The organism is Leisingera sp. ABM4_103, from assembly GCF_056158685.1.
The window spans coordinates 763,867-787,935 of sequence record NZ_JBSWTU010000005.1; the positions used below are offsets into that span (position 1 = coordinate 763,867).

The following is a 24,069-nucleotide window of genomic DNA, read 5'->3' on the forward strand; positions in this document are numbered from 1 at the left end:
CTTAATAAGTGGAACCCCGGGATGCTGCGGTCTCTTGTCTTCACCGGGCCCTGCGGTTACCCACAGGAACGGCTTCGTACTTACAGGTTAGCAAAGAATGCCTGCAAATGTAACTTTTATTCTTGGCGGCGCCGCCTCGGGGAAGTCAGCCTTTGCCGAACAGCTTTGCATAAACTCCGGGAAAGACAGAGTTTACTGGGCTACTGCGCAAATTTTCGACAGTGAAATGCGCGCGAAAGTGTCCCGGCACCTCAAACAAAGGGGCTCGGGCTGGCACACTGTTGAGGAGCCGGAAACGGCGGGCAAGGTTCTAGCCGCACTGGAGCCGGGCCAGATCTGCCTGATGGACTGCGCCACTATGTGGCTGACCAATCATTTACTGGCAGATCATGACCTGCAAGCCGCCCAGGACGGGCTGCTGGCGGCTGTGGAAAGTTGCCAGGCGGACCTGGTGATCGTGTCCAATGAAACCGGCCTTGGCATCGTGCCTGAAAACGCGCTGGCCCGCCGGTTCCGCGAGGCGCAGGGGCGGCTCAACATCGCGCTGGCGGCGCGGGCGGACACCGTTGTGCAAGTGACCGCGGGGCTGCCGCTGGTGCTGAAGGGGGCCATATGATTACCCGGCTGTTCCTGATCCGGCATGGGCCAACTCACGCCAAATCAATGGTCGGCTGGTCGGACCTGCCCGCCGACCTGTCTGATTCGGCAGCGTTGGCGCGCCTGTCGGACTACCTTCCCGTCGACGCGCTGGTCGTGTCGTCGGACTTGTCCCGCGCGGCAGAGACCGCCACCGCCATCCAGGGACGCCGCCAGCGCCTGCCGCACGTGCAGGCCCTGCGCGAAATCCACTTTGGCGCCTGGGAGCTGCGGACCTGGGCCGAGGTGGACGCCGAGGACCCGGAGCGCATCCGCGCCTATTGGGAGACCCCAGGCGATGTGACCCCGCCGGGCGGCGAGAGCTGGCACCAGGTCTGCAACCGGGTGAATGCGGCGGTTGACGGGCTGATTGACGCGCATCGGGGCCGCGATCTGATCGTGGTGGGCCACTTCGGCCAGATCCTGACGCAAATTCAGCGGGCGGAACTGCTGACCGCGGAAGAGGCCTTTGCACACCGCATCGACAACCTGTCGGTCAGCGAAGTGCTGCATGGGCCCGAGGGCTGGCAAACAGGTGTGATCAATCACTTGCCGTGACGGGCGCCATCACAAACATTCCATTTCGCGATACTCCGCCAGACGCTAGCCTGTTGGCATGGCTTACGAACTTTACATTGGCGACCGCATGTTCTCCAGCTGGTCCTTGCGCGGCTGGCTCATGCTCGAAAAATTTTCCCTGGCCCACTCTGTGCATATGGTGGGGCTTTATTCAGGAACCATGGCGGATGACATGGCGCATCTTGCACCTGCCCGGCTGGTGCCCGCCTTGCGCACGCCCGAAGGCACGGTGATCGGCGAAAGCCTTGCCATTGCCGAGACCTTGGCCGAGCGGCACCCGGAGGCAGCCCTGTGGCCTTCCAGCCCGGCGCAGCGGGCCACAGCGCGCTGGCTCTGCGCGGAAATGGCCGCGGGCTTTGGCGCGCTGCGCGGCGAATGCCCGATGCAGCTGGCCCATGTGTATGAGGGGTTTGAGGCGTCTGACGCAGTGAAGGCGGATCTGAACCGGATCGAAACCTTGTTTTCCCATGCCCGTAAGGTCTCGGGGCATGGCAGCGGCTATCTGTTCGGGGACTATTCGCTGGCGGATGTGTTCTACACCCCGGTTGCGGCGCGGATCGTCGGTTACGGCCTGCCGGTGTCCGCTGAGACCCGGGCCTACTGCAAACTGCTGCTCTCCGACCCCGCGGTCCTGCGCTGGCAGGAGCAGGCGCATGAAGTCAGCTATGACCCTGAGCCTTACGCAATGGATCTGCCGCGGCGCCCCTGGCCGCTGGACTGAACCTGCAGCGAGCGCGAATTCTGCGTGAATTCGCATTCGCCCGCCCCTCGCGTTAACGACTCGGAAACCACGATTGCCAAGCATTTCTCCCTGAACCAGGAGGGTTGGGAGAGATGACCGCACGGTCCTACACAGTTGCCTTTCAGGGGGTCGAGGCTCGGCTGGTCGAGGTGCAATGCGCCGTTGCCCCGGGCCTGCCCGCCTTCTCCGTGGTCGGTTTGCCGGACAAGGCGGTTTCCGAGGCGCGCGAGCGGGTCCGGGCGGCTTTTGCGGCGATGTCCATCGCCCTGCCCTCGCGCCGGATCACCATAAACCTGTCACCTGCCGACCTGCCCAAGGAGGGCAGCCACTTCGATCTGCCGATTGCCCTGGCCCTGCTCGCTGCCATCGGCATCCTGCCGGCCGAAAAGGCCGAGGAGACCATCGCGCTGGGGGAGCTATCGCTGGACGGCCAGCTGATGCCGGTGGTCGGCGCCCTGCCTGCCGCTGTGACCGCTGCGGAGGAAGGCCGGATGCTGCTTTGCCCGAAACCATCGGGGCCGGAGGCGGCTTGGGTCGATGCCGCGCAGGTGATCGGCGCCGCCACGCTAACGGAGGTGGTGCAGCATTTCACCGGCCAGCGGCGCATCGAACCTTCGGCACCCGGTGAGGCCGTCAGCGGGCTGGGCGGCAAGGACCTGCGTGACGTGAAAGGCCAGGAAACGGCCAAGCGGGCGCTGGAAATCGCTGCCGCCGGGCGCCATCACATGCTTATGATCGGCCCGCCCGGCTCAGGCAAGTCGATGCTGGCGGCGCGGCTGCCCTCGATCCTGCCGCCGCTGTCGCCCGCGGAAGCGCTGGAAACCTCGATGATTCATTCCTTGTGCGGGCTGATCGACGAGGGCGGCATCAGCCGCGCCCGCCCGTTCCGGGAACCGCACCACACCGCCTCAATGGCGGCGATTGCGGGCGGCGGGCGGCGCGCCCAGCCCGGCGAGATCAGCCTGGCCCACAACGGCGTTTTGTTCCTGGACGAGCTGCCGGAGTTCGGCCGCCCTGTTCTGGAAACCCTGCGCCAGCCGCTGGAAACCGGCGAGGTGATGGTGGCACGTGCCAATGCGCACGTGAAATACCCCAGCCGCTTCATGCTGGTGGCCGCCGCCAATCCCTGCAAATGCGGCTATCTGGCCGATGCCAACCGCGCCTGCTCTCAGGCGCCTATTTGCGGGGCGAATTACCTGGGCCGTATCTCCGGCCCGCTGCTGGACCGCTTCGACCTGCACCTGGACGTGCCGCCGGTGGATGTTGCCGACCTGGAGCTGCCGCCCAGCGCCGAAGGCTCTGCTGAGGTGGCGCAGCGGGTGGCCATCGCCCGCGAGATGCAGGCAGCGCGGTTTCATGACCATGCCGGCCTGCGCCAGAACGCCGATGCCGAGGGCCGCCTGCTGGAGGAGATCGCCGCCCCGGATGCCGAAAGCCGCACCCTGCTGGTCCGCGCCGCCGAACGGTTCGGCCTCAGCGCGCGCGGCTATCACCGGGTGCTGCGGGTGGCCCGCACGATTGCGGATCTCGCGTGCGAAGAAAGGGTCCAGCGCCCCCATTTCGCCGAGGCGCTGAGCTTCCGGCTGCCTTCAACCCGCTGAGCTGCTGTCCAGCGCCGTGACCGCAAAGGCGGCCGCCTCTTCCAGCGCCGCCTGCCCTTCCGGCAAGTGCCCGGCCATGAACTGCCAGACGTGCGGCACATCGCGCCACAGGGTGAGGCGAACGCTGCCGCCCGCGGCCTGCAGCCGTTCCGCCATCCGCTCCGCATCCGACAGCAGCACTTCGACGTCGCCTGCCTGGATCAGCACCGGCGGAGGATCGGTAAACTCGGCGAAGAGAGGCGACGCACGGGCATCAGCAGGGTCCGCGCCCGCCAGATACTGCTCCACAACCTCTTTCATCCGCCCCGTCGGGATCAGCACATCCTTGGCCTGGTTGGCGCTGATGCTTGCGCCGCTCAGCGTCAGATCGCACCAAGGGGAAAACGCAACCACACCCGCCGGGCGCTCGCCCTTGGCCAGAAGCCCGCCCAGCAGTGCCAGTGCAAGCCCGCCGCCAGCACTGTCGCCCGCAAGCAGAATGTCACCCGGCCCGTACCCCATTTGGCGCAGGGATTGCCACGCCGTCATCGCATCATCATACGCCGCCGGGAACGGAGCCTCCTGCAACAGCCTGTAATCCGGTACCGCAATTTCCAACCCGGAAGCATAAGACAGACGGGACAGCATCCCCTGATAGGCCCGGGCGCTGCCAGCCAGAAAGGCGCCGCCATGCAGGAACAGGATGACCTGCCTGCTACGGGTCCGTCCCGCAGACACCAGATACAGCGGCACCGGTGCAGGCCGCCGCAACACCCGGGTGTATGGCAGCGCCGGGCAGAACAGCGGCGCGGTCAGCTCAAAGACCCTGCGCGCCAGGTCCGGGCTGCTGGTCACCTGCAGCACCGGTTTCATGCCATAGCGCATCCACGCATTGATGGCCCGGCGCTGCCAGCTCATCAGCGGATCTTGGCTTCGATCGCCTGCCAGACCTTCTCGGCGATGTTCACCCCATCAAACCGCTCCAGCTCCTGAATGCCGGTGGGCGAGGTCACGTTGATCTCGGTCAGGTAGTCGCCGATCACGTCGATGCCGACAAAGATCTGGCCCTTTTCGCGCAGCAGCGGGCCGATGGCGGCGCAGATCTCCAGATCGCGTTCGCTGAGACCAATCTTCTCGGGCCGGCCGCCTACATGCATGTTGGACCGGGTCTCGCCCGCCGCAGGAACGCGGTTGATCGCCCCAACCGGCTCGCCGTCAACCAGGATCACGCGTTTATCGCCGTTACTGACGTCGGGCAGGAATTTCTGCACGATCAGCGGCTCGCGGCTGAAGCCGGTGAACAGCTCGTGCAGCGAGGTGAGGTTGCGGTCGTTCGCATCCAGCCGGAACACGCCGGCGCCGCCATTGCCGTAAAGCGGCTTGAGGATCACGTCGCCATGCTTCTCCTTGAAAGTCTTGATGGTCTGCAAATCACGGGCGATGGTGGTCGGCGGCGTCAGATCCGGAAAGTTCAGAACCAGCAGCTTTTCAGGGTAATTGCGGACCCAGAACGGGTCATTCACCACCAGCGTCTGCCCCTTCAGCATGTCCAGCAGATGGGTCGAGGTGATGTAGTGCATGTCAAACGGCGGATCCTGGCGCAGCCAGACCACGTCGAAATCCGCCAGATCCACCTCGCGTTCCGGACCCAGGACCGCCGGTGTGCCTGCCACCCTCTGCACGGTCATGTCATGGCCGCGGGCGGTGATGCGGCCCTCCTGATAGGCCAGATGGTCGGGGCCGTAGAAGAACAGCTCATGCCCGCGCGCCTGTGCCTCTTCGGCCAGGCGGAAGCTGCTGTCCGCGTTGATGTCCACGCCCATGACCGGGTCCATCTGAAAGGCGATCTTCATGGCTGTATCCCTTGTAAACTGGCCAAATACATGGCGCACCCCGCCCCGGGGTTCAATGGGTCAGACGCGGTTCAATCCATCCCGAAAGCGTTTTCGATGATTTCCACGGCGCCTGTTCCATCAACCAGCGCCGCGTCAAAGCGGACCGGCGTCAGCTGCCCCTGCGGCGTGTTCTCCAGATACTGCCCGGCGCTGGCATAGATGCGTTCCGCCTGCCGCGGGGTGATGCGCAGGGCCGCCGCGGCGCTGGTTGCGCTGTGCTTCACCTCGACAAAAACCAGCCCGTCCGGCCCGCGCAGGATCAGGTCGATCTCGCCGCCCTGCCCGCGCCACCGGCGCTCTGCCACGGTATAACCGCGGTTTTCATAGTGGCGGGCCACGATCTCCTCTGCCGCTTCGCCCGCCAGGTGGGCGCGGGCACCGCGGTGCTGGCGGGCGCGGGTCATGCCTCAGCTGCCCTTCGCCAGCTGCAGTGCAAGCTGATAGACCTTGCGCCGGGGCAGCCCGTGCATCTCGGCGACGATCCCGGCGGCGTCCTTGACCGAGTTACCCTTCAAGGCCGCCTGCAAATCGCTTTCCAGATCGCCTTCGCTCACCTCCGCTTCCTGCGCGCGGTCGACCAGCAGCACGATCTCCCCCTTGACCGGGCTGACCTCCAGACCCCCGGCCAGATCCGCCAGCGGCGCCCGGCGCACTTCCTCGAACTTCTTGGTCAGCTCGCGGCACAACGCCGCCGGGCGGTTGCCCAGCACCGCGGCCATGTCCGCCACCGAGGCGGCAACGCGCTTGGGCGATTCATAGAAGATCAGCGTGCCGGGGATTTCCCGCAGCTCCTCCAGCCGCTTGCGGCGGGCGCCGGAGGCATTGGGCAGGAAGCCCGCAAAGAAAAACGCATCCGTCGGCAGCCCGGCCAATGTCAGCGCAGTCGCCGCCGCCGAGGCGCCGGGCGCGCAGGTGACCGTGTGACCCGCCTCCGCCGCGGCGCGGCTGAGGTCAAATCCCGGATCGGCGATCAGCGGCATCCCGGCCTCGGAGGCATAGGCAACCGATTTCCCCTCCGCCAGCGCCTCCAGCAGTTTCGACCGCGCGCCGGTGCCGCTGTGGTCGTGGTAGGCGATGATCCGCCGCCCGCCCAGCGGCACGCCATGTATCTCCATCAGCTTGCGCAGCGAGCGTGTATCCTCAGCCGCAAGCACATCGGCCGAGGCCAGCACATCCAGCGCACGCAGGGTAATGTCGCGGGCAGTGCCTATCGGAGTGGCAACAAAGTACAGCCCGGGGGACAATATGACATTCTGGTGATTCAACGCTGGACCCGCCTTTTTGGTCGTTTATGATCCGTCTTTAAACCCACACGGCGCAACCGCGCCGGGAGAACGGAGTTTCAAGCCATTATGTTTGCTGTTTTCAAACGGGCCCGCAAGGCGGCATTGACAGCCGCCGCGGCACTTTCCGCCATTGCCCTGACTGCCTGTGATCCGGTTGCCATCGGCACCGGCCCGACAATTAACACGTCCAAGCCCGTGCCGGTAGCGCTGCTGGTGCCGCGCGGTTCCGCCCAGCAGGGCGACCGGGTGCTGGCCCAGAGCCTGGAAAATGCCGCCCGGATGGCAATCGGCGACCTGCAGGGGGCGCAGATCGACCTGCGGGTCTATGACACCGCAGGCAACCCGGCAACCGCCTCCACCGCCGCGCAGCAAGCACTGGACGACGGCGCCCGGGTGATCCTGGGTCCGGTCTATGCCGAGGCCGCCAATGCGGCGGGTATCGCCGCCCGCCAGCGCGGCGTGAACGTGCTGGCCTTCTCCAACAACCCGGCGATTGCCGGCGGCAATGTCTTTATCCTGGGGCCGACATTCGACAACACCGCCCGCAGGCTGACCAGCTTTGCGGCCCGCAACGGCAAGCGCAACATCCTGATTGTCGGCGGCAATGATGCAGCCGGCTCTGCAGGCCGTGCTGCCATCCAGCGCGCAGCCAGCGAGAGCGGTGTCAGTATTGCAGGCAGCGTGGGCTATGAGCTGTCGCAGCAGGGCGTGATCAATGCCATCCCCACCATCCGCACCGAAGCGGCGGGTGCGGATGCTGTGTTCCTGACCTCGACTACCGCAGGCGCGCTGCCGCTGCTGGCGCAGCTGATGCCCGAAGCCGGCGTCGATCCGTCGGTGACGCAATACATCGGCCTGACCCGCTGGGACATCCCGCCGCAAACCCTCACCCTGCCCGGCGTGCAAGGCGGCTGGTTTGCCCTGCCGGACCAGAGCAAGGTGCAGCAGTTCAGCGCCCGCTACCAGGCCAGCTATGGTGCAGCACCGCATTCCATCGGCAGCCTCGCCTATGACGGCATTGCCGCCATCGGCGCCTTGGTCGCGGCCGGTAAATCCGACGCCCTGACCGGCGGCGCACTGACCCAAGGGGCAGGTTTCCGAGGGGCCGGCGGCATCTTCCGTCTGCGGCCCGACGGCACCAATGAGCGCGGCCTGGCAGTTGCCACCATCCAAGAACAGAAGGTCGTAGTCATTGACCCAGCCCCAAGCAGCTTCGCCGGCGCAGGTTTCTGAAGCCTCCGCCGGCTCCCCGCGGCACACTGCCAACGGGTATCCCGAACCGCTGGGGCCGCTCATCTGCGACCCCGCGGACATCTTTGACGCCACGGCCGTCCGTGCGCAGATCGAAGCAACGGCAGCGGATACCAGCCCGGCAGAACTGCGCGGCGAAACCGTGAAGATCCTGCGCGCCGCGAACAAGGCCGGGCGCGCAGTCATTGCCGAGGCCTTTGCCGCCAAACCCTTTGCCGCGCGCGAGCTGACCCGCTCCTACACCTTCCTCACCGACGGGCTGGTCACCACCGCGCTGCATGTGGCCAGCGGCCTGCTGCATCCGCTTGCCAACCCGACCCGCGGCGAGCGTATCGCCGTGCTGGCGGTCGGCGGTTACGGCCGGGGCGAGATGGCGCCGGCCTCGGATGTCGATCTGCTGTTCCTGACCCCCTACAAGATCACCGCCTGGGCCGAGAGCGTCATCGAATCCATGCTCTATATCCTGTGGGACCTGCGGCTGAAGGTCGGCCACGCCAGCCGCACCATCAAGGATTGCATCCGGCTGGGCGGCGAGGACTACACCATCCGCACCGCGATGCTGGAGCACCGGTTCCTGGCCGGCCACGCGCCGCTGGCCAAGGAGCTGGACAAGCGGCTGCGGGCAGAGCTGTTCTCGAAGGATGCCGAGCAGTTCATCGAAGCCAAGCTGGCCGAACGCGACGCCCGCCACCTGAAACAGGGCCAGCGCTATGTGGTTGAGCCCAACGTGAAAGAGGGCAAAGGCGGCCTGCGCGACCTGCAGTCACTGTTCTGGATCGCCAAGTACCTCTACCAGGTCAAGGACGCCGAAGACCTGGTGCCCCTGGGCCTGTTCCACCCCGAGGAAATGGAGCTGTTCGCCAAGGCGGCGTCCTTCTTGTGGGCAGTGCGCTCGCATCTGCATCTGGCCACCGGCCGCGCCACCGAGCAGCTGACCTTTGACATGCAGGTCGAAGTGGCTTCGCGCATGGGGTACGAGGACCGGGCCGGCCGTCGCGGTGTCGAACTGTTCATGCAGGACTATTTCCGCCATGCCACTCGCGTCGGCGACCTTACCCGGATTTTCCTGACCAAGCTGGAGGCCAGCCACCAGAAAGGCGCGCCGCTGCTGGAACGGATCTTCCGCCGCCGCCCGCGGATCAAGCCGGGCTACCGGGTGGTGCACAACCGGCTGGATGTTGTCGACCCGGAGGCGTTTCTGCAGGACAAGGTCAACCTTCTGCGGCTGTTCGAGGAAGCGCTGCGCACCGGGATGCTGATCCATCCGGACGCGATGCGGCTGGTGACAGCGAACCTGCACCTGATCGACGAAAACATGCGCAACGACAAGGAAGCGCGGAAGCTCTTCCTCGATCTACTGCTCAAGCACGGCAACCCGGAACGCGCGCTGCGGCGGATGAACGAACTGGGGGTGCTGTCCGCCTTCCTGCCCGAATTCGAGCCGATCGTGGCGATGATGCAGTTCAACATGTACCACTCCTATACGGTGGACGAACACACCATCCAGGTGATCGCCAATTTCGCCGCCATCGAGCGCGGCGAGCTGGAAGATGAGCTGCCGCTGTCGTCGGAGGTGCTGCGCAAGGGGCTGAACCGCAAGGTGCTGATGGTGGCGATGCTCTTACATGACATCGGCAAGGGCCGCGCGCAGGACCATTCGATCCTCGGCGCCCAGATTGCCCGCAAGGTGGCGCCGCGGCTGGGGCTGAAACCCTCGGAATGCGAAACTGTGGAATGGCTTGTCCGCTATCACCTGCTGATGTCGGATATGGCCCAGAAACGCGACATCGCCGACCCGCGTACGGTGCGCGACTTCGCCAAGGCAGTGCAGACCGTCAAGCGGCTGGACCTTCTCTTGCTGCTGACCGTTTGCGATATCCGCGGCGTCGGACCGGACACTTGGAACAACTGGAAAGCGGCGCTGCTCAGGGCGCTCTACGGCCAGACCCGCGCCGCGCTTGAGGGCGGCATGGAAGCGCTGAACCGCGAGCACCGCGGCGCGTCCGCCAAGAAAGCCCTGCGCAAGGCGCTGCCGGACTGGTCCAAGGCAGACCTAAAGACAGAAACCGCCCGCCACTACCCGCCCTACTGGCACGGGCTGCATGTCACCGCGCATGTGGACTTTGCCGAGATGCTGCGCGAATTCACCGCCAAGGGAGACCCTGGCGAGGTGATGATCCGGCTCTACCCTGACGTCGACCGCGACGCCACCCGCGCCTGTTTCGTGATGGAAGACCACCCCGGCATCTTTGCCCGCATCGTCGGCGCGCTGGCGCTGGTCGGGGCCAATGTGGTGGACGCACGCTCCTACACCACCAAGGACGGGTATGTCACGGACGCCTTCTGGATCCAGGACAGCGAAGGCCACCCCTTCGACCCGATGCGCCTGCACCGGCTCAAGCAGATGATCGAGAAGACGCTCAAGGGCGAGGTAATTGCCCGCGATGCGCTGAAATCCCGCGACAAGATCAAGAAGCGCGAGCGCGCCTTCAAGGTGCCGACCCACATCACCTTCGACAACGAAGGCTCGGAGATCTACACCATCATCGAGGTCGACACCCGCGACCGGCCGGGCCTGCTCTATGACCTGGCACGCGCCCTGGCCGCGGCCAACGTCTATATTGCCAATGCGGTGATTGCGACCTATGGCGAGCAGGTGGTGGATGCCTTCTATGTCAAGGACATGTTCGGCTTGAAGTACTATTCCGAGTCCAAACAGCGGACGCTGGAGAAGAAGCTGCGCGAGGCGATTGCCGAGGGCGCAAAGCGGGCAGATATATGAAGCCAATCAGATTGCTTTCGGGGTTCCTGACCGTCGGGTTCTGGACGCTGGCCAGCCGCGTGCTGGGCTTTGCGCGCGAGATCCTGATCGCCGCCTTCATCGGCCCGGGGCCGGTGCTGGATGCCTTTATCGTGGCCTTCCGCCTGCCCAACATGTTCCGCCGCTTCTTTGCCGAAGGCGCCTTCAACGCGGCCTTTGTCCCGGCCTTTGCCAAACGCTACGAGGCTGGCGACGACGCCACCGCCTATGCGCAGCAGGCCTTCAACCTGCTGGCTGCTGCGGTGCTGACGCTGGTCGGCCTGGGCATGGTGTTCATGCCCGGACTGGTTTGGCTCACGGCGGGCGGCTTTGTCGGCGATGCGCGGTTCGATATGGCGGTGGGATACGGCCATATCGTCTTTCCCTACATTCTGTTCATGTCGCTGGCGGCGCTGTTTTCCGGAGTGCTAAACGCCACCGGACGCTTTGCCGCCGCGGCCGCCGCGCCGGTGCTGCTCAATATATTCGCCTGCACAGCGATGACGGCCGGGGCGATCCTGGGAGGCGACGTGGTAATTTGGCTGGTCTGGACGATCCCGGTGGCCGGCGTAGCACAATTGGCGCTGGTCTGGGTTGCCGCAGCCCGGGCAGGCATCTCTCTGCGCCCCGGCCTGCCGCGCTGGAACAGCGAAATGCGCAATCTGGTTCGGGTTGCCGTGCCTGCGGCGCTGGCCATGGGTGTCACCCAGATCAACCTTGTGGTCGGGCAATACGTAGCCTCGGACATCGAGAAGGCCGCCAGCTGGCTGTTCATCGCCGACCGCCTCTATCAGCTGCCGCTGGGCGTCGTGGGCATTGCCGTCGGCATCGTGCTGCTGCCCGCCCTGTCGCGCCGCCTGCGGGCCGGTGACGGCGCGGGCTCGCAAGACGCCCTGTCGCGCGCCGGGGAGTTTTCGCTGCTGCTGGCCGTCCCCTCCGCCGTTGCCTTCATCACCGTGCCGCTGCCGCTGGTCTCTGTCCTCTATGAGCGCGGCGCCACCGGCCCCGAAGACGTCGCCGCGATCGCCATCGCGGTCGCCATCTACGGCGCGGGCCTCCCGGCCTTCATGCTGCAAAAGGTGCTGCAGCCGCTCTATTTCGCGCGCGAAGACACCCGGACCCCGTTCCACTATGCGCTGGTGGCGATGGCGGTGAACGCCGGGCTGGCCTTTGGCCTCAAACCGGTTCTGGGCTGGATCGCCCCCGCCATTGCCGCCTCTGCCGCAGGCTGGGCCATGGTGGCGCTCTTGGCGCTCGGCGCCCGCGGCATGGGGGAGGAAGCGCGGTTCGATGCCCGCTTCCGCCGCCGCGCCTGGCGTATCCTGACCGCCTCTGCGGTGATGGGCGCGGTGCTCTACACGGTGGCGCAAACGGCGGGCTGGCTGTTCACCCTGGACTACTGGCGCTACCTGTCCCTGCTGGGTCTGGTGGTCCTGGGCGGCGTGGTCTACTTCGCCGTCGGCCAGGCGCTTGGAGCCTTCCGCCTGTCGGAATTCCGCAGTGCGCTCAGCCGCCGGAGACAGGCATGAACCGCCTCGCCTGCCCCGCTGGTACAGTGCTATTCCGCCCGGGCCAGGACTGCCCCGGCTTTGTCCGCCTCACCTCCGGCCGCATCAAGGTCAAGCTGACCGCAGCCAACGGCCGCGAGGTGGTGCTCTACCGCGTCGGCCCGGGCGATGTCTGCCTGCAGACCTTCGCCTGCCTCACCGACGGGCGCACCTATGCGGCGGAGGGCGTCGCGGAAACCCCGCTGGAAGGCGAGATCATCCCGCACGCCGCATTCCGTCAGGCGATGTCGGAGGACGGGGCGTTCCGCAGCGAAGTCCTGACCGCCGTCGCCCGCCGCTTTGCCGACTACGAGCAGCTGGTCGAGGACGTCGCCCTCACCGGCTTTGACGCCCGCCTCGCCCGGGTGCTGCTGCGGCTGGCACAGAACAGCGATGAGATCCGCACCACCCATGACGCGCTGGCCGCCGAAACCGCCTCCGGCCGCGCATTCGTCACCCGCCGCCTGCGCGAATTCGCCCGCCTCGGGCTGGTCGAAACACAGCGCGGGCAGCTGCGCATCCTCGACCGCGCCGGGCTGGAGCGGGTGGCTCAGGATGAAACCTGAGCTTTGGTGACACTGTCACCGACAGCCCCCCTGCTGCGGTCTAAAATAGGCTCAGAAATTGCAACCTGAGTTCGAAAGGACCGCACAATGCCCCGTAACGAAGGCACCCTCGACCGCGCCCTGCGCGTAATCCTCGGCCTGATCCTGCTGTCGCTGGTGTTCATCGGCCCGCAAACCCTGTGGGGCCTCATTGGCCTGGTGCCGCTGGCGACCGGCCTCATGGGCTACTGCCCGCTTTATCAGATCATCGGCCTGAACACCTGCCCGCTGAAAAAACAGGGCTGAGCCTTCCGGCCAATGCCGGGTCAAGGGCGGCAAAGCCGCCGCGCGTCAGCGCGGCCCGGCCCAACGGCTGGCGATGCCCCGCCAGGGGCGTCACCAGCGGGCGGGAGCGCCCCGGATCAATCGTGGCGGATGCGGTTGCGGATCCGCGCCCAGCCGCCCGGCGCCAGGAAAAACGACAGCCCGAACCCGGTGGCAAAACCCGCCAGGTCAGCGACCCAGTCCTTTTGCCCGCCAAACAGCAGCCCGAACACCAGCTGCGCCCCCATAAGGAAGGCAATCAGCGTGAACGCCCGGCTCTGCTGCGCCCCGACCGAGGCCAGCGAGCGCCACAGCAAAAAGGTGAACGCCCCGATCAGCCCATAAACCGCCGGGAAGCCGCCGATCAGGGGCTGTCCGCCGCTGACCAGCAGCGCATAACCCAGCGCGCCGCCGGCGCCGGACAGGATAAAGATGATGACCATCGCCAGATCGCCCATCACCTCGCCGACCATCTTGCCCATCGCCAGCACAAAGACGCAGACAAACAACGCATGGGTAAATGCGCCATGCACGAAGATGTAGGAAACAAACCGCTTCAGATGCTCCGGCAGCCAGCGGCTGCTCTCCTGCATCCACCAGAAGATCTCGCTGGAAAACGCATAGGATTGGATCGCCTCCAGCCGCCAGCCGATTGCCTCCGGACCGCCCAGGATGCCGCGCGCGCCGAGTGAAAACACGGCCTCGATCCCGATGATGATCAGGACCAGCGCCACCACCGCGGCGGGCAAAGGGTTGACCGGGGCATTGTGGGGCTGGCTGCTCATCCAAACTCCTTGCGGCACGGAATCTCCCGCGCCTGTTGACCTATCCTGGCCCCATGGGTAAGCGACGATGGTGCATAATTCCAGACGGGAGTTTCCGGCCATGAGCGAAACCAGCTTCACCCCGCGCGTCTTTTCGGGGATCCAGCCTTCGGGCAACCTGCACTTGGGGAATTACCTCGGTGCGCTGAAGCGCTTCGTCGACTGGCAGGCCAAAGACATTGAGACCATCTATTGCATGGTCGATCTGCATGCGATCACCGTCTGGCAGGATCCCGCGGATCTGCAGAAATCCACCCGCGAGCTCTGCGCCGGCTTCATCGCCGCCGGGATCGACCCTGAAGACTCGATTCTGATCAACCAGTCCCAGGTGCCCGAACACGCACAGCTGGCCTGGATCTTCAACTGCGTCGCCCGCATGGGCTGGATGCAGCGGATGACCCAGTGGAAGGACAAGGCGGGCAAGAACCAGCAAAACGCCTCGCTGGGCCTGTTTGCCTATCCGGCGCTGATGGCGGCGGACATCCTGGTCTACCACGCCACCCATGTTCCGGTGGGTGAGGACCAGAAACAGCACCTGGAGCTGACCCGCGACATCGCCATCAAGTTCAACCATGACTACGGCGTCAACTTCTTCCCGGAAACCGAGCCGGTGATTGAAGGCGCCGCCACCCGCGTCATGAGCCTGCGCGACGGGTCCAAGAAGATGTCGAAATCGGACCCTTCCGACGCCTCCCGCATCAACCTGACCGATGACGCCGATGCCATCGCCAAGAAGATCCGCAAGGCCAAGACCGACCCCGAGGCGCTGCCCTCCGAAACCGAAGGCCTGGAAGACCGCCCCGAGGCCCGCAACCTGATCAACATCTTCGCCGCGCTGAATGAGCAGAGCGTGGAACAGGTGCTGGCGGATGTCGGCGGCAAGCAGTTCTCGGAGTTCAAGCCGATGCTGGCGGATCTGGCGGTGTCGAAACTGGCTCCGATCTCGACCGAGATGGCGCGGCTGATGCAGCACCAGGACGAAATCGACAAGATCCTGTCCCGCGGATCGGAGCGCGCACGCGAAATCACCGCACCGATCCTGCGCAAGACCTATGACATCGTCGGCATGGTTCCGCCCGTAAGCTTCTGAAACGGGACGCCGCTGGCGGAAACCGGCCGCATTTCAGCCGCCCCTCCGGGGGCGGCTTCTTTTTTGCCGGGACGCGCGGAAACTTTTCCGCCACTCAGCGGTTACCCCCGTACGGCCCCGTGCCGGAACAAGGAAGGAACCGCAATGAAACCGGGAATTTTCAAATCGACCACGGCGCTGGCAGTGATGGTCTCGCTGGCAGCCCCGCTGCCCGCTCTGTCGCAGGACAAGGGCAACAAGCGCATTGACCTCACCCAGATGACCACCGCCGAGATCGGCGATCTCGTCGACCGCTGCCGGAAACGCGCCGAGAAGCGGCAGAAGAAACTGGCCGCTGGCGCGGAGATCGAAGAAAAAACCGGCCGGATCGCCAAGTTCTGCCAGGCCTACGGCACTGGCGCCTTTGACGCGGAGCTGCCGGGTGAACTGCAATCCGCCAGCGTGCTGGCCAGCGTGGCGGAGATGACCGCCGGGGCTGAGGCTGAGGCGGAAGCCGAAGTCATCGCCGAAGCACAGGCCGCTGCCGAAGCAGAAGTGCAAGCCCAGGCCGCTGCGGAAGGCCAGGCGGCCGACGGTGAAGACACCCAGCAGCCGGAAGAGGCCGCCGGGACTGAGACCGGGGCCGAGGCCAATGCAGAGGCCGGCGCAGAGGCCAACGCTGAGACAGAGGCCGCCGCTGATTCCGCAGCCGCTCAGGAAGCTGCAGAAGCCGCGGCTCTGGCAGAGGCACTGGAACAGCAAGCCGAAGCTCAGGCCGAGACTCAGGCCGGCGCTCAGGAAGAACAAACCGAAGCACAAGCTGACCAGCAGGCAGAGGCCCAGGCCGAGCCGCAGCCCGAAGCTGAGGCCGCACAGCAGAACGAAACCCAGGCCGGGCAGCAGACCGAAGTGCAAGCTGACCAGACCATGGAACAGCCTGCAGAGGACACAGCGGCTGAAAGCAGCGGCGCAACTGCAGAAGCCATTGCCGCCGATCTGGCCCAGTCGCAGGGTGAGACCAGCGAGGATACCGACAACCCCGAGCTGGTCGAACTGGACAGCCAGGCCCAGGCCGACGCACAGGCCGAAGCCGAGACTGAGACCGCAGCAGCTGCCGCAGCCGCCGCGGAAAGCAGCGAAGGCGAAGCCGAGGTGATCGAGGAAACGGTGACCGAAGACACCGTACGCAGCTCTGACGAGGAATTTGAAACCCAAGTCGGTGAAAACACTCAATCGGCAGAAGCCCCTGCCCCGCAGGCCAATGCCGCTGCGGAAGAGGATGACGGCGGCCTGTCCGACCAGCAGCGTGACGCCCTGCTCGGCCTTGGCGCCCTGGCTATCGGCACGCTCCTCAACAACGGCGGCAAGGTGGTCTCCAACACGGGCGACCGCGCCATCGTCGAGCAGGACGGCCAGTACCGCGTGCTGAAAGACGACGACGCGCTGCTGCGCCAGCCGGGCTCGAACGTGACCACCTACCGGTTCCAGGACGGTTCCACCCGCACCGTGGTGACCCGCGAGAACGGGGTTGAGGTGGAAACCATCCGCTCCGCCGAGGGCCGGGTTCTGCGCCGAACCCGCATTCTGCCGGACGGCCGCAGCGTGGTTCTGTTCGATGACACCCAAAAGGCGGAAAAGGTGGTCGTCAATGAACTGCCGCAGGTTCAGGACAACCGCCGCGCCTTCTCCAGCACCGGCGCGGTCTCGGCCGAGGACCTGGCCGCAGCATTGGCTGCACAGGACGCTTCCCAGGTTGACCGCCGCTTCTCGCTGGCGCAGGTCCGCAACATCGACGCCGTGCGCCGCTTGGTGCCGGTGATCAACGTGGACTCGGTGAACTTCGACACCGGCTCTGCAGTGATCCGCCCGCAGGAAGCCGAAGAGCTGGCGGCCCTGGGCAACGCCCTGCGCGATCTGATCGACCGCAACCCGGGCGAGGTCTTCCTCATCGAAGGCCACACCGATGCGGTGGGCGCAGCCACCTATAACCTGGCGCTGTCGGACCGGCGCGCCGAAACCGTGGCGCTGGCGCTGACCGAATACTTCGACGTGCCGCCGGAAAACATGGTGGTGCAGGGCTATGGCGAAAGCGATCTGGCCGTGAAGACACTGGACGCCGAACGCGTCAACCGCCGCGTCGCCGTGCGCCGGATCACGCCGCTGCTGGGCAGCGAAGGCTGATCTTAAAGCTTGAACAACTGCACCCGGCGGGACTTCCCCGCCGGGTGTATTTCCGTCCCTATTCCGCCGGTGTCCTGCGGCGGGACAAAAGCCCGTACTTTAGGGCAAATGACTTCAGGGAAAACCGGCGCCTGCCGGTTCTTGCACCTTTCCGCCCGCCCGCGGTCCGGTCGAACTCATACATGTCGATGGCCCGTTCGGCGCAGCCGCAGGCTTCGCCCAGGCCGACTTTCTTGTAGTAGAAATTCTCGAAGCTCTCAGGTTTCTGCATCGCATCCTCCCTTGGCGGAGAAAGCTAGCGCAGAAAGGCGGAAACGCAACACGGGCGCGCTATTACAGCCCCCTTACCCCGTGCAACGTCAGATCCGAAACAAGACGGGCATAGTCCTCACGCGCCTTAGAGCCGGCGCCGCTGTTCCACATGTAATACCAGTTCAGCATCCCGAAGACTGACATTGTGGCGCCGCGCAGCTTGGTGCCGTCGCCGTCAAAGATCTCGGGCGCCACGGCCTGCAGGGCATCGCTCATGAACTGGACCATCTCGCGCTGATAGCTGCGAAGATGTTTCTGCTGCTCCTCGGGCAGCGCGCCCATCGCCCCCAGCTGCACCTGGTGCTCGTGATCCGCGCCCTGATAGGCCAGCAGGATTTCCGAGACGATGCGGCGCAGCCGTTCCTGCGGGCCGTACCCGTCCAGCTCCACCTCGCAGACCCGGTCGCGCAGGTCCTTGAGGTACGTATCAAGGACGCCGAAGAGCACGGCATCCTTGCTGTCGTAATAGTGGTAGATGTTCGCCTTGGAGATCCCGCATTCCCGCGCCAGCTGGGTCATCGACGCGCGATCGTAACCGGAGTCGGCGAACACCTTGGCCGCCGACTTCAGGATCTGCGCGCGTTTCTCATCATGGTCTTTTGCGATCGTGCGGGCCAAGGCTCACTTCCCCGGTTCAGGACTTGTTGCGGTTGTCGACGACGCGCTTGGCCTTGCCCTGGCTGCGCTCGACGGAACCGGGGTCGCCTACAATGATCTCGGTGGAAACGCCAACCATATCCTTGATCCGCTTGGTCAGCATCCGCGCCGCGGCGGTCTTGCTCAGCTCGTCCGTAGCATCCGGATTGGCCTCCACAAACACCCGCATCGCGTCCATCCGGCCGGATTTGTAGAGCTCGATCTGGTAATGCGGCGCCAGGCCGCCGGTCGCCATCAGCTGTTCCTCCACCTGGCTGGGGAAGACATTGACCCCGCGCAGGATGATCATGTCGTCGCTGCGGCCCGTAATCTTCTCCATCCGCCGCATCGACCGCGCGGTGCCCGGCAGCAGCCGGGTCAGGTCGCGTGTGCGGTAACGGACCATCGGCAGGCCTTCCTTGGTCAGCGTGGTGAATACCAGCTCGCCCAGCTCGCCGTCCGGCAGCACTTCACCGGTCTGCGGATCAATGATCTCGGGCAGGAAGTGGTCCTCCCAGATCACCGGGCCGTCCTTGGTCTCGACGCATTCATTGGCCACGCCCGGACCCATGATCTCGCTCAGGCCGTAGATATCGACCGCATGCATGTCAAAGGCGTCCTCGACCTCCTTGCGCATCGCGTCGGTCCAGGGTTCAGCCCCGAAAACACCCACCTTCAGCGAGCATTCGCGCGGGTCCATGCCGACCTTGTGGTACTGCTCCAGGATGTTGAGCATGTAGGACGGCGTCACCATGATGCCATCAGGCTTGAAATCGGTGATCAGGCCAACCTGCTTTTCGGTTTGGCCGCCCGACATCGGCACCACGGTCGCGCCCAAGCGCTCAATGCCGTAATGCGCGCCCAAGCCGCCGGTGAACAACCCGTAGCCATAGGCATTATGCACCATATCGCCCTTGCGCAGGCCCGAGGCACGCAAGCTGCGCGCCACCAGATCCGCCCAGTTGCTGATGTCATTGGCGGTATAGCCCACCACTGTCGGCTTGCCGGTGGTGCCGGAGGAAGCATGCAGGCGGATGATTTCACCGCGCGGCACCGCGAAAAGGCCGAACGGATAGTTGTCCCGCAGGTCGTTCTTGTAGGTGAAGGGGAACTTGGCCAGATCGGACAGCTGCTGCAAGTCGTCCGGATGCACACCCGCCTCGTCGAACCGCTGCCTGTACATCGTCACGTTGTCATATGCATGGCGCACCGACCACTTCAGCCGCTCCAGCTGCAATGCTCGGATTTCGTCGATCGAGGCGATCTCGATCGGCTCCAGTTCACCCTTCTTGGGGCTCAGGTCTTCCATGGCGTCCTCCACACCTTATTCGTCAAACAACTGGCCTTTGACCGCCCGGGAGAAGCCCCGGAACTCGGCGATCTGCTGGCCGTCCTGATTGGTCACTGTCACGTCATAAATGCCGCTGCGCCCGGTCAGGGAAATCTCGCGGGCCTTTGCGATCAGCGTGTCACCCAGTCGTCCCGGCGCGGTGAAGCTGATCACGTTGTGCTGCGCCACGGTCGACTGGTTGCGGCTGTTGCAGGCAAAGGCAAAGGCGCTGTCGGCCAGCATGAAGGTCACCCCGCCGTGGCAGATGCCATGGCCGTTGCAGTGGTGCTGGGCGATGGTCAGCTCCAGCGTGGCCTCACCCTCGTCCACATGGGTGATCTCCATCCCCGCCCACTTCGACGCGTGGTCCTCGGCCCACATGGCGGCGGCGGATTTTTCGGCGCGTTCTTTCGGGGTCATGGTCATTTGCCCTTGAACTCAGGCGCGCGCTTTTCCAGGAAGCTGGCAACACCTTCGGCGTAATCCGCGCTTTCGCCGCAGGTCTTCATCGCGTCCGCCTCGATCTCCAGCTGGTCAGAGAGCGTGTTGACCGCAGCCGCCTGAATGCACTGTTTGGTCAGTCCCAGCCCCAGTGTCGGCCCGTTGGCGAATTTCTCTGCCATCGCGCGGGCCTCTGTCATCAGTTCGTCATCCGGCAGCGCCTTCCAGATCAGCCCCCAATCCTCGGCCTTCCTGGCTGGCAGCGGCTCAGCGGTCAGCGCCAGCCCCTTGGCGCGCGCCTCGCCCAGCAGCCGCGGCAGATGCCAGCTGCCGCCCGTGTCCGGGATCAGGCCAACCTTTGAAAATGACTGGATGAACTTGGCGCTCTCGCCCGCCAGCACGACGTCGCAGGCCAGCGCCAGATTGGCGCCTGCCCCGGCGGCCACGCCGTTCACCGCGCAGATAACCGGGAAGTTCAGCTCGCGGATCAGCCGCACCAGCGGCGCGTAGAACTTGCGCACGGTCTGGCTCAGGTCCGGCGGCCCGTCCATCTTGCGCGGATCACGGTCGCCCAGATCCTGCCCGGCGCAGAAGCCGCGTCCGGCGCCCGTCAGCAGCACCGCGCGGGCGCCGCCATCACGCGCGCCTTCCAGCGCTGCGCGCAATGCGTTGTGCATCTCCTCGTTGAAACTGTTCAGCCGGTCCGGACGGTTCAGGGTGATCTCCACCCAGGCCCCGTGGTCCTCCACCAGAATCGTATCGCTCATCGCTCCCTCACCCTGTCAGCGGTGCATTTGACAAATTCCTTGCATAAACCGACCGGACGGTCAATATATCTCAGCATCGGATTCCAGCCAGCCGGCCCCTGCCCGCCTGACGAAAAGGACAGCATCATGAGCCTTCTAGAGATTTCCAGCTTTGCAGCGGGTCAATGGGTCGCACCGGGCGCGGGTGCCCGCAACATCGCCAGCGCCATCACCGGCGAGGTGATTGCGTCAGCGGGCAATGACGCGCTCGACGTGCAGGGAATGCTCGATTACGCCCGCACCGTGGGCGGCGCCAACCTGCGCAAGCTGACCTTCCACGACCGCGCCCGGATGCTGAAGGCGCTGGCGGGCCACCTGAACCAGCACAAGCAGGCGCTTTACGATCTGTCGTTCAACACCGGCGCCACGCAGTCCGACCACATGATCGACATTGACGGCGGCATCGGCACCATGTTCGTCTTTGCCTCCAAGGGCCGCCGCGAGATGCCGGACGCGCATGTCTACCTCGATGGCGATGTGGAGCAGCTCTCCCGCAACGGCACCTTCCTGGGCCAGCACATCTGCACCCCGTTGCGCGGCGTCGCGGTGCACATCAACGCCTTCAACTTCCCGGTCTGGGGCATGCTTGAAAAGCTCGCCCCGACCCTGCTGGCCGGCGTCCCCGCCATCGTCAAACCCGCCACCAACAGCTGCTATGTGACGGAGCTGGCAGTGAAACTGATGGTGGACTCGGGCATCCTGCCCGAAGGCGCGCTGCAGCTGGTTTCCGGCGGCCTCAGCGACATGCTGGACCACCTGACCATGCAGGACGTGGTCAGCTTCACCGGCTCTGCCAGCACCGCGCTGAAACTGCGCGCCAACCCGGTGATCCTGGAGAACTCGGTCCGTTTCGTCGCCGAACAGGATAGCCTTAACGCGTCTATCCTTGGCCCCGACGCGCAGCCCGGCACGCCGGAGTTTGACCTCTTCGTCAAGGAAGTCAGCCGCGAAATGACCACCAAGGCGGGCCAGAAATGCACCGCCATCCGCCGTATCATCGCACCGCAAGCGCAAGTGGATGCAGTGATCGAAGCGCTGTCAGGCCGACTGGCAAAAACCCAAATCGGCGACCCGCGCCTGGAAACCACCCGGATGGGCGCGCTGGTCTCAAACAGCCAGAAACGCGACGTGCTGGAAAAGGCTGAAATCATCGGCCAGGAAGCAGAGCGCGTCTTTGGCGACCCGGCGAACTTCTCCGTCGATGGCGCCGACGCCGAAAAAGGCGCCTTTGTGCCGCCGATGCTTTTCCACTGCGCCGCCCCCGACAACGCCAGCCGCGTGCACAACACTGAGGCATTTGGCCCCGTCTCCACCATCATGGGCTACCGAGACCTGAACCACGCCATTGATCTGGCCAACCGCGGCCAGGGCTCGCTGGTGGCATCGGTCATCACCCACGACTCCGCCGTCGCGCGCGAGGTCGCCATCGGCGCCGGCGCCTACCACGGCCGCCTCTACTTCAACAACCGCGACTCGATGAAGGAATCGACCGGCCACGGCTCCCCCCTGCCCCACATGGTGCACGGCGGCCCGGGCCGGGCCGGCGGCGGCGAGGAGATGGGCGGCGTGCGCGGCGTCAAACACTACATGCAGCGCACCGCCATCCAGGGCTCGCCCGACATCCTGTCCGCGATTGGCGAGAAATGGGTCCCCGGCGGAACCGAAATCGAAGGCCCGGCACACCCCTTCACCCGCAAGTTCGGCGAGCTGGCGATTGGCGAAACCCTGCACACCGCGCCGCGCACTGTCACGCTGGAAGATATCGAGACCTTCGCCCATTTCACCGGCGACACCTTCTATGCCCACATGGACGACGAGGCCGCCAAGCGGAACCCGTTCTTCCCGGGCCGCGTGGCGCATGGCTACCTGCTCTTGTCCTTCGCCGCCGGCATGTTCGTGCAGCCGGACGAAGGCCCGGTCCTGGCCAATACCGGCCTCGACAATCTGCGCTTCATGAAACCCATTTCGGCAGGCGAAAGCATCAAGGTGCGCCTCACGGTCAAGAAGAAGACCCCCCGCAACGAGGAATACGGCGAGGTCCGCTGGCACGTGACCCTGACCAACCAGGACGGCGAGATTGCGGCAGAGTATGAACTGCTGACGATGAACGCCTTCTAAGACAGCGCAAATGCGGCAGGCAGCGGTAAAGCTGCCGTGCGCCCGGACTGGCCTTACCGGTCCGGGCGAACTATATTTATCCCTATGAACGAACAGCATAACCCTTGGTTTGACACCACCGTCCAGCAGCTGAACGATCCGCAAAACCAGCGGGTCTGGTCGGTGATCGTTTCGCTGTTCGGCGATCTGGCGCAGCACAAGGGCGCCCAGATCAGCGGCGGCGCCCTGACCCGCATCATCACCCCGATGGGTATCAAGCCCGAGGCAATCCGGGTGGCCCTGCACCGGCTGCGCAAGGACGGCTGGATCGAAAGCGAGCGCGCGGGCCGTGCCTCTGTCCATTACCTGACCGAATACGGGCGCAGCCAATCGGCCGCGGTGACGCCCCGCATCTACGAACGCCGCGCCGCAGCCCCAACCGACTGGCACCTGCTGATCGCCGAGGACGGCTCCGGCCAGGCAACCCTGGACGAGGTGCTGCTGCTGTCCAATTACGTCGCTGTGAACCGCACCACCGCGCTTGGCCACGGTCCGGTACCGCGCAGCCTGGACGATCTGATGGCGGCCCGTGTCAGCAGCATGAGCGTGCCCGGCTGGCTCAAGGCCCGGCTGTTTCCCGAACCGCTGCGGGCCGCCTGTTCCGCGCTGCAGTGCGACCTTGAAAACATCGCCCCGCCGCCTTCGGGCCTGACGCCGGCGCAGACCGGAACTTTAAGGACGCTGATCGTGCACCGCTGGCGCCGCGTGGTGCTGCGCCACCCGGATCTGCCGCCCAGCTTCCACCCCGAGGACTGGGCCGGGGAGACCTGCCGCGCCCTGGTGTTCCAGCTGCTGGACCGCCTGCCGCGGCCGGAGCTCGCCGCCCTGGACACCCCAACCGAATAGCCTCAAAACTCGGCAGCAGTTAGAGCACTCCACCGAGCGCCCCGGCGCGCGGAGCCCAATCCCGACTGCAAGACTTTGTTTTTATGATGCTTTTCATCTATGCCGGAAAAAACTCGGAAGAATCTGCATTTCCCCTTCTTTTCCGCTTGACCCCACCGCCGGCATTCCTTAAATCGCGTCCACACACCGAGCGGCGGAGTAGCTCAGTTGGTTAGAGCAGCGGAATCATAATCCGCGTGTCGGGGGTTCAAGTCCCTCCTCCGCTACCACCCTTCCCCATAA

23 protein-coding genes and 1 tRNA gene are annotated in these 24,069 nt (G+C 65.2%); 14 read left to right on the forward strand and 10 right to left on the reverse strand.

The genetic code is table 11. From position 1 onward, the window contains the following. Positions 1-97: 97 nt before the first annotated feature. The 4 genes from cobU to ACXAED_RS05285 all read left to right on the forward strand — a co-directional run bounded on the left by cobU (position 98) and on the right by ACXAED_RS05285 (position 3,558). Entirely contained in the window at positions 98-616 is a 519-nt protein-coding gene (cobU, locus tag ACXAED_RS05270) for a bifunctional adenosylcobinamide kinase/adenosylcobinamide-phosphate guanylyltransferase (protein WP_475047418.1), read from the forward strand. Then, positions 613-1,194: a histidine phosphatase family protein gene (locus ACXAED_RS05275; RefSeq protein ID WP_475047420.1), complete on the forward strand. Its 582-nt coding sequence runs from the start codon at positions 613-615 to the stop codon at positions 1,192-1,194. Before cobU ends, ACXAED_RS05275 begins: the two co-directional genes overlap by 4 nt. 58 nt (positions 1,195-1,252) lie before the next feature. Then, the gene (locus ACXAED_RS05280; protein WP_475047421.1) at positions 1,253-1,936 is read left to right on the forward strand and encodes a glutathione S-transferase; all 684 of its coding nucleotides are present in this window, start codon (positions 1,253-1,255) and stop codon (positions 1,934-1,936) included. A gap of 113 nt (positions 1,937-2,049) precedes the next feature. Next, positions 2,050-3,558 (forward strand): YifB family Mg chelatase-like AAA ATPase, encoded by a 1,509-nt coding sequence (locus ACXAED_RS05285; RefSeq protein WP_475047423.1) that lies wholly within the window; start codon positions 2,050-2,052, stop codon positions 3,556-3,558. Here ACXAED_RS05285 and ACXAED_RS05290 read toward each other — a convergent pair. From ACXAED_RS05290 to rsmI, 4 genes are all read right to left on the reverse strand, one after another. Then, positions 3,547-4,455: an alpha/beta hydrolase fold domain-containing protein gene (locus ACXAED_RS05290; protein ID WP_475047425.1), complete on the reverse strand. Its 909-nt coding sequence runs from the start codon at positions 4,453-4,455 to the stop codon at positions 3,547-3,549. The two genes, ACXAED_RS05285 and ACXAED_RS05290, sit on opposite strands and share 12 nt — an antisense overlap. Beyond that, on the reverse strand, positions 4,455-5,390 hold the full coding sequence (gshB, locus tag ACXAED_RS05295) for a glutathione synthase (protein ID WP_475047427.1): 936 nt from the start codon (positions 5,388-5,390) through the stop codon (positions 4,455-4,457). Before gshB ends, ACXAED_RS05290 begins: the two co-directional genes overlap by 1 nt. 71 nt (positions 5,391-5,461) lie before the next feature. Then, complete coding sequence (locus tag ACXAED_RS05300) at positions 5,462-5,836, reverse strand: YraN family protein (protein WP_475047428.1); 375 nt, start codon at positions 5,834-5,836, stop codon at positions 5,462-5,464. Between the two features lie 3 nt (positions 5,837-5,839). Then, complete coding sequence (gene rsmI / locus ACXAED_RS05305) at positions 5,840-6,697, reverse strand: 16S rRNA (cytidine(1402)-2'-O)-methyltransferase (RefSeq protein ID WP_475047429.1); 858 nt, start codon at positions 6,695-6,697, stop codon at positions 5,840-5,842. Positions 6,698-6,784: 87 nt separating this feature from the next. On the opposite strand from rsmI, the gene ACXAED_RS05310 reads away from it, so the two are divergent. The 5 genes from ACXAED_RS05310 to ACXAED_RS05330 all read left to right on the forward strand — a co-directional run bounded on the left by ACXAED_RS05310 (position 6,785) and on the right by ACXAED_RS05330 (position 13,167). After that, positions 6,785-7,951: a penicillin-binding protein activator gene (locus tag ACXAED_RS05310; protein WP_475047431.1), complete on the forward strand. Its 1,167-nt coding sequence runs from the start codon at positions 6,785-6,787 to the stop codon at positions 7,949-7,951. Continuing rightward, positions 7,911-10,751: a [protein-PII] uridylyltransferase gene (locus ACXAED_RS05315; RefSeq protein ID WP_475047433.1), complete on the forward strand. Its 2,841-nt coding sequence runs from the start codon at positions 7,911-7,913 to the stop codon at positions 10,749-10,751. The genes ACXAED_RS05310 and ACXAED_RS05315 overlap by 41 nt, the downstream gene beginning before the upstream one ends. After that, a complete protein-coding gene (gene murJ / locus ACXAED_RS05320) occupies positions 10,748-12,298 on the forward strand; it encodes a murein biosynthesis integral membrane protein MurJ (protein WP_475047435.1) in 1,551 nt (516 codons plus the stop codon). Before ACXAED_RS05315 ends, murJ begins: the two co-directional genes overlap by 4 nt. Next, positions 12,295-12,882, forward strand: coding sequence for a Crp/Fnr family transcriptional regulator (locus ACXAED_RS05325; RefSeq protein ID WP_475047436.1), 588 nt, complete (start codon positions 12,295-12,297; stop codon positions 12,880-12,882). Before murJ ends, ACXAED_RS05325 begins: the two co-directional genes overlap by 4 nt. Before the next feature lie 87 nt (positions 12,883-12,969). Further along, positions 12,970-13,167, forward strand: a complete 198-nt coding sequence (locus tag ACXAED_RS05330) for a YgaP family membrane protein (protein ID WP_475047438.1) — start codon at positions 12,970-12,972, stop codon at positions 13,165-13,167. A gap of 116 nt (positions 13,168-13,283) precedes the next feature. Here ACXAED_RS05330 and ACXAED_RS05335 read toward each other — a convergent pair whose 3' ends face one another. Then, positions 13,284-13,970, reverse strand: a complete 687-nt coding sequence (locus tag ACXAED_RS05335; RefSeq protein WP_475047440.1) for a rhomboid family intramembrane serine protease — start codon at positions 13,968-13,970, stop codon at positions 13,284-13,286. A 100-nt stretch (positions 13,971-14,070) separates the two neighbouring features. On the opposite strand from ACXAED_RS05335, the gene trpS reads away from it, so the two are divergent. Beyond that, complete coding sequence (gene trpS / locus ACXAED_RS05340; RefSeq protein WP_475047442.1) at positions 14,071-15,099, forward strand: tryptophan--tRNA ligase; 1,029 nt, start codon at positions 14,071-14,073, stop codon at positions 15,097-15,099. Positions 15,100-15,243: 144 nt separating this feature from the next. Next, on the forward strand, positions 15,244-17,259 hold the full coding sequence (locus tag ACXAED_RS05345) for an OmpA family protein (protein ID WP_475047445.1): 2,016 nt from the start codon (positions 15,244-15,246) through the stop codon (positions 17,257-17,259). Between the two features lie 58 nt (positions 17,260-17,317). Here the strand turns inward: ACXAED_RS05345 and ACXAED_RS05350 are convergent, their stop codons facing one another. The 5 genes from ACXAED_RS05350 to paaG form a co-directional block, all read right to left on the reverse strand. Next, complete coding sequence (locus tag ACXAED_RS05350) at positions 17,318-17,530, reverse strand: hypothetical protein (protein ID WP_475047448.1); 213 nt, start codon at positions 17,528-17,530, stop codon at positions 17,318-17,320. Positions 17,531-17,592: 62 nt separating this feature from the next. Then, complete coding sequence (locus ACXAED_RS05355) at positions 17,593-18,189, reverse strand: TetR/AcrR family transcriptional regulator (RefSeq protein WP_475047450.1); 597 nt, start codon at positions 18,187-18,189, stop codon at positions 17,593-17,595. 16 nt (positions 18,190-18,205) lie between these two features. Continuing rightward, a complete protein-coding gene (gene paaK / locus ACXAED_RS05360; protein WP_475047451.1) occupies positions 18,206-19,516 on the reverse strand; it encodes a phenylacetate--CoA ligase PaaK in 1,311 nt (436 codons plus the stop codon). A gap of 15 nt (positions 19,517-19,531) precedes the next feature. Further along, complete coding sequence (paaI, locus tag ACXAED_RS05365; protein WP_027236384.1) at positions 19,532-19,957, reverse strand: hydroxyphenylacetyl-CoA thioesterase PaaI; 426 nt, start codon at positions 19,955-19,957, stop codon at positions 19,532-19,534. Between the two features lie 2 nt (positions 19,958-19,959). Continuing rightward, positions 19,960-20,745 (reverse strand): 2-(1,2-epoxy-1,2-dihydrophenyl)acetyl-CoA isomerase PaaG, encoded by a 786-nt coding sequence (gene paaG / locus ACXAED_RS05370; RefSeq protein ID WP_475047452.1) that lies wholly within the window; start codon positions 20,743-20,745, stop codon positions 19,960-19,962. Between the two features lie 126 nt (positions 20,746-20,871). Between paaG and paaZ the strand changes: the two genes are divergently transcribed. From paaZ to ACXAED_RS05385, 3 genes are all read left to right on the forward strand, one after another. Further along, a complete protein-coding gene (gene paaZ, locus ACXAED_RS05375; RefSeq protein WP_475047454.1) occupies positions 20,872-22,902 on the forward strand; it encodes a phenylacetic acid degradation bifunctional protein PaaZ in 2,031 nt (676 codons plus the stop codon). Between the two features lie 84 nt (positions 22,903-22,986). Continuing rightward, positions 22,987-23,787 carry a PaaX family transcriptional regulator C-terminal domain-containing protein gene (locus ACXAED_RS05380; protein WP_475047457.1) on the forward strand — a complete coding sequence of 267 codons (801 nt, stop codon included), beginning with the start codon at positions 22,987-22,989 and terminating at the stop codon, positions 23,785-23,787. Positions 23,788-23,979: 192 nt separating this feature from the next. Beyond that, a tRNA-Met gene (locus ACXAED_RS05385) sits at positions 23,980-24,056 on the forward strand. The last annotated feature ends 13 nt before the right edge of the window (positions 24,057-24,069 follow it).

Coding starts and splice junctions, on each gene's coding strand:
- cobU (WP_475047418.1), top strand. CDS start 98: ATGCCTGCAAATGTAACTTTTATTCTTGGCGGCGCCGCCTCGGGGAAG.
- ACXAED_RS05275 (WP_475047420.1), top strand. CDS start 613: ATGATTACCCGGCTGTTCCTGATCCGGCATGGGCCAACTCACGCCAAA.
- ACXAED_RS05280 (WP_475047421.1), top strand. CDS start 1,253: ATGGCTTACGAACTTTACATTGGCGACCGCATGTTCTCCAGCTGGTCC.
- ACXAED_RS05285 (WP_475047423.1), top strand. CDS start 2,050: ATGACCGCACGGTCCTACACAGTTGCCTTTCAGGGGGTCGAGGCTCGG.
- ACXAED_RS05290 (WP_475047425.1), bottom strand. CDS start 4,455: ATGAGCTGGCAGCGCCGGGCCATCAATGCGTGGATGCGCTATGGCATG.
- gshB (WP_475047427.1), bottom strand. CDS start 5,390: ATGAAGATCGCCTTTCAGATGGACCCGGTCATGGGCGTGGACATCAAC.
- ACXAED_RS05300 (WP_475047428.1), bottom strand. CDS start 5,836: ATGACCCGCGCCCGCCAGCACCGCGGTGCCCGCGCCCACCTGGCGGGC.
- ACXAED_RS05310 (WP_475047431.1), top strand. CDS start 6,785: ATGTTTGCTGTTTTCAAACGGGCCCGCAAGGCGGCATTGACAGCCGCC.
- murJ (WP_475047435.1), top strand. CDS start 10,748: ATGAAGCCAATCAGATTGCTTTCGGGGTTCCTGACCGTCGGGTTCTGG.
- ACXAED_RS05325 (WP_475047436.1), top strand. CDS start 12,295: ATGAACCGCCTCGCCTGCCCCGCTGGTACAGTGCTATTCCGCCCGGGC.
- ACXAED_RS05330 (WP_475047438.1), top strand. CDS start 12,970: ATGCCCCGTAACGAAGGCACCCTCGACCGCGCCCTGCGCGTAATCCTC.
- ACXAED_RS05335 (WP_475047440.1), bottom strand. CDS start 13,970: ATGAGCAGCCAGCCCCACAATGCCCCGGTCAACCCTTTGCCCGCCGCG.
- trpS (WP_475047442.1), top strand. CDS start 14,071: ATGAGCGAAACCAGCTTCACCCCGCGCGTCTTTTCGGGGATCCAGCCT.
- ACXAED_RS05345 (WP_475047445.1), top strand. CDS start 15,244: ATGAAACCGGGAATTTTCAAATCGACCACGGCGCTGGCAGTGATGGTC.
- ACXAED_RS05350 (WP_475047448.1), bottom strand. CDS start 17,530: ATGCAGAAACCTGAGAGCTTCGAGAATTTCTACTACAAGAAAGTCGGC.
- paaK (WP_475047451.1), bottom strand. CDS start 19,516: ATGGAAGACCTGAGCCCCAAGAAGGGTGAACTGGAGCCGATCGAGATC.
- paaI (WP_027236384.1), bottom strand. CDS start 19,957: ATGACCCCGAAAGAACGCGCCGAAAAATCCGCCGCCGCCATGTGGGCC.
- paaG (WP_475047452.1), bottom strand. CDS start 20,745: ATGAGCGATACGATTCTGGTGGAGGACCACGGGGCCTGGGTGGAGATC.
- paaZ (WP_475047454.1), top strand. CDS start 20,872: ATGAGCCTTCTAGAGATTTCCAGCTTTGCAGCGGGTCAATGGGTCGCA.
- ACXAED_RS05380 (WP_475047457.1), top strand. CDS start 22,987: ATGAACGAACAGCATAACCCTTGGTTTGACACCACCGTCCAGCAGCTG.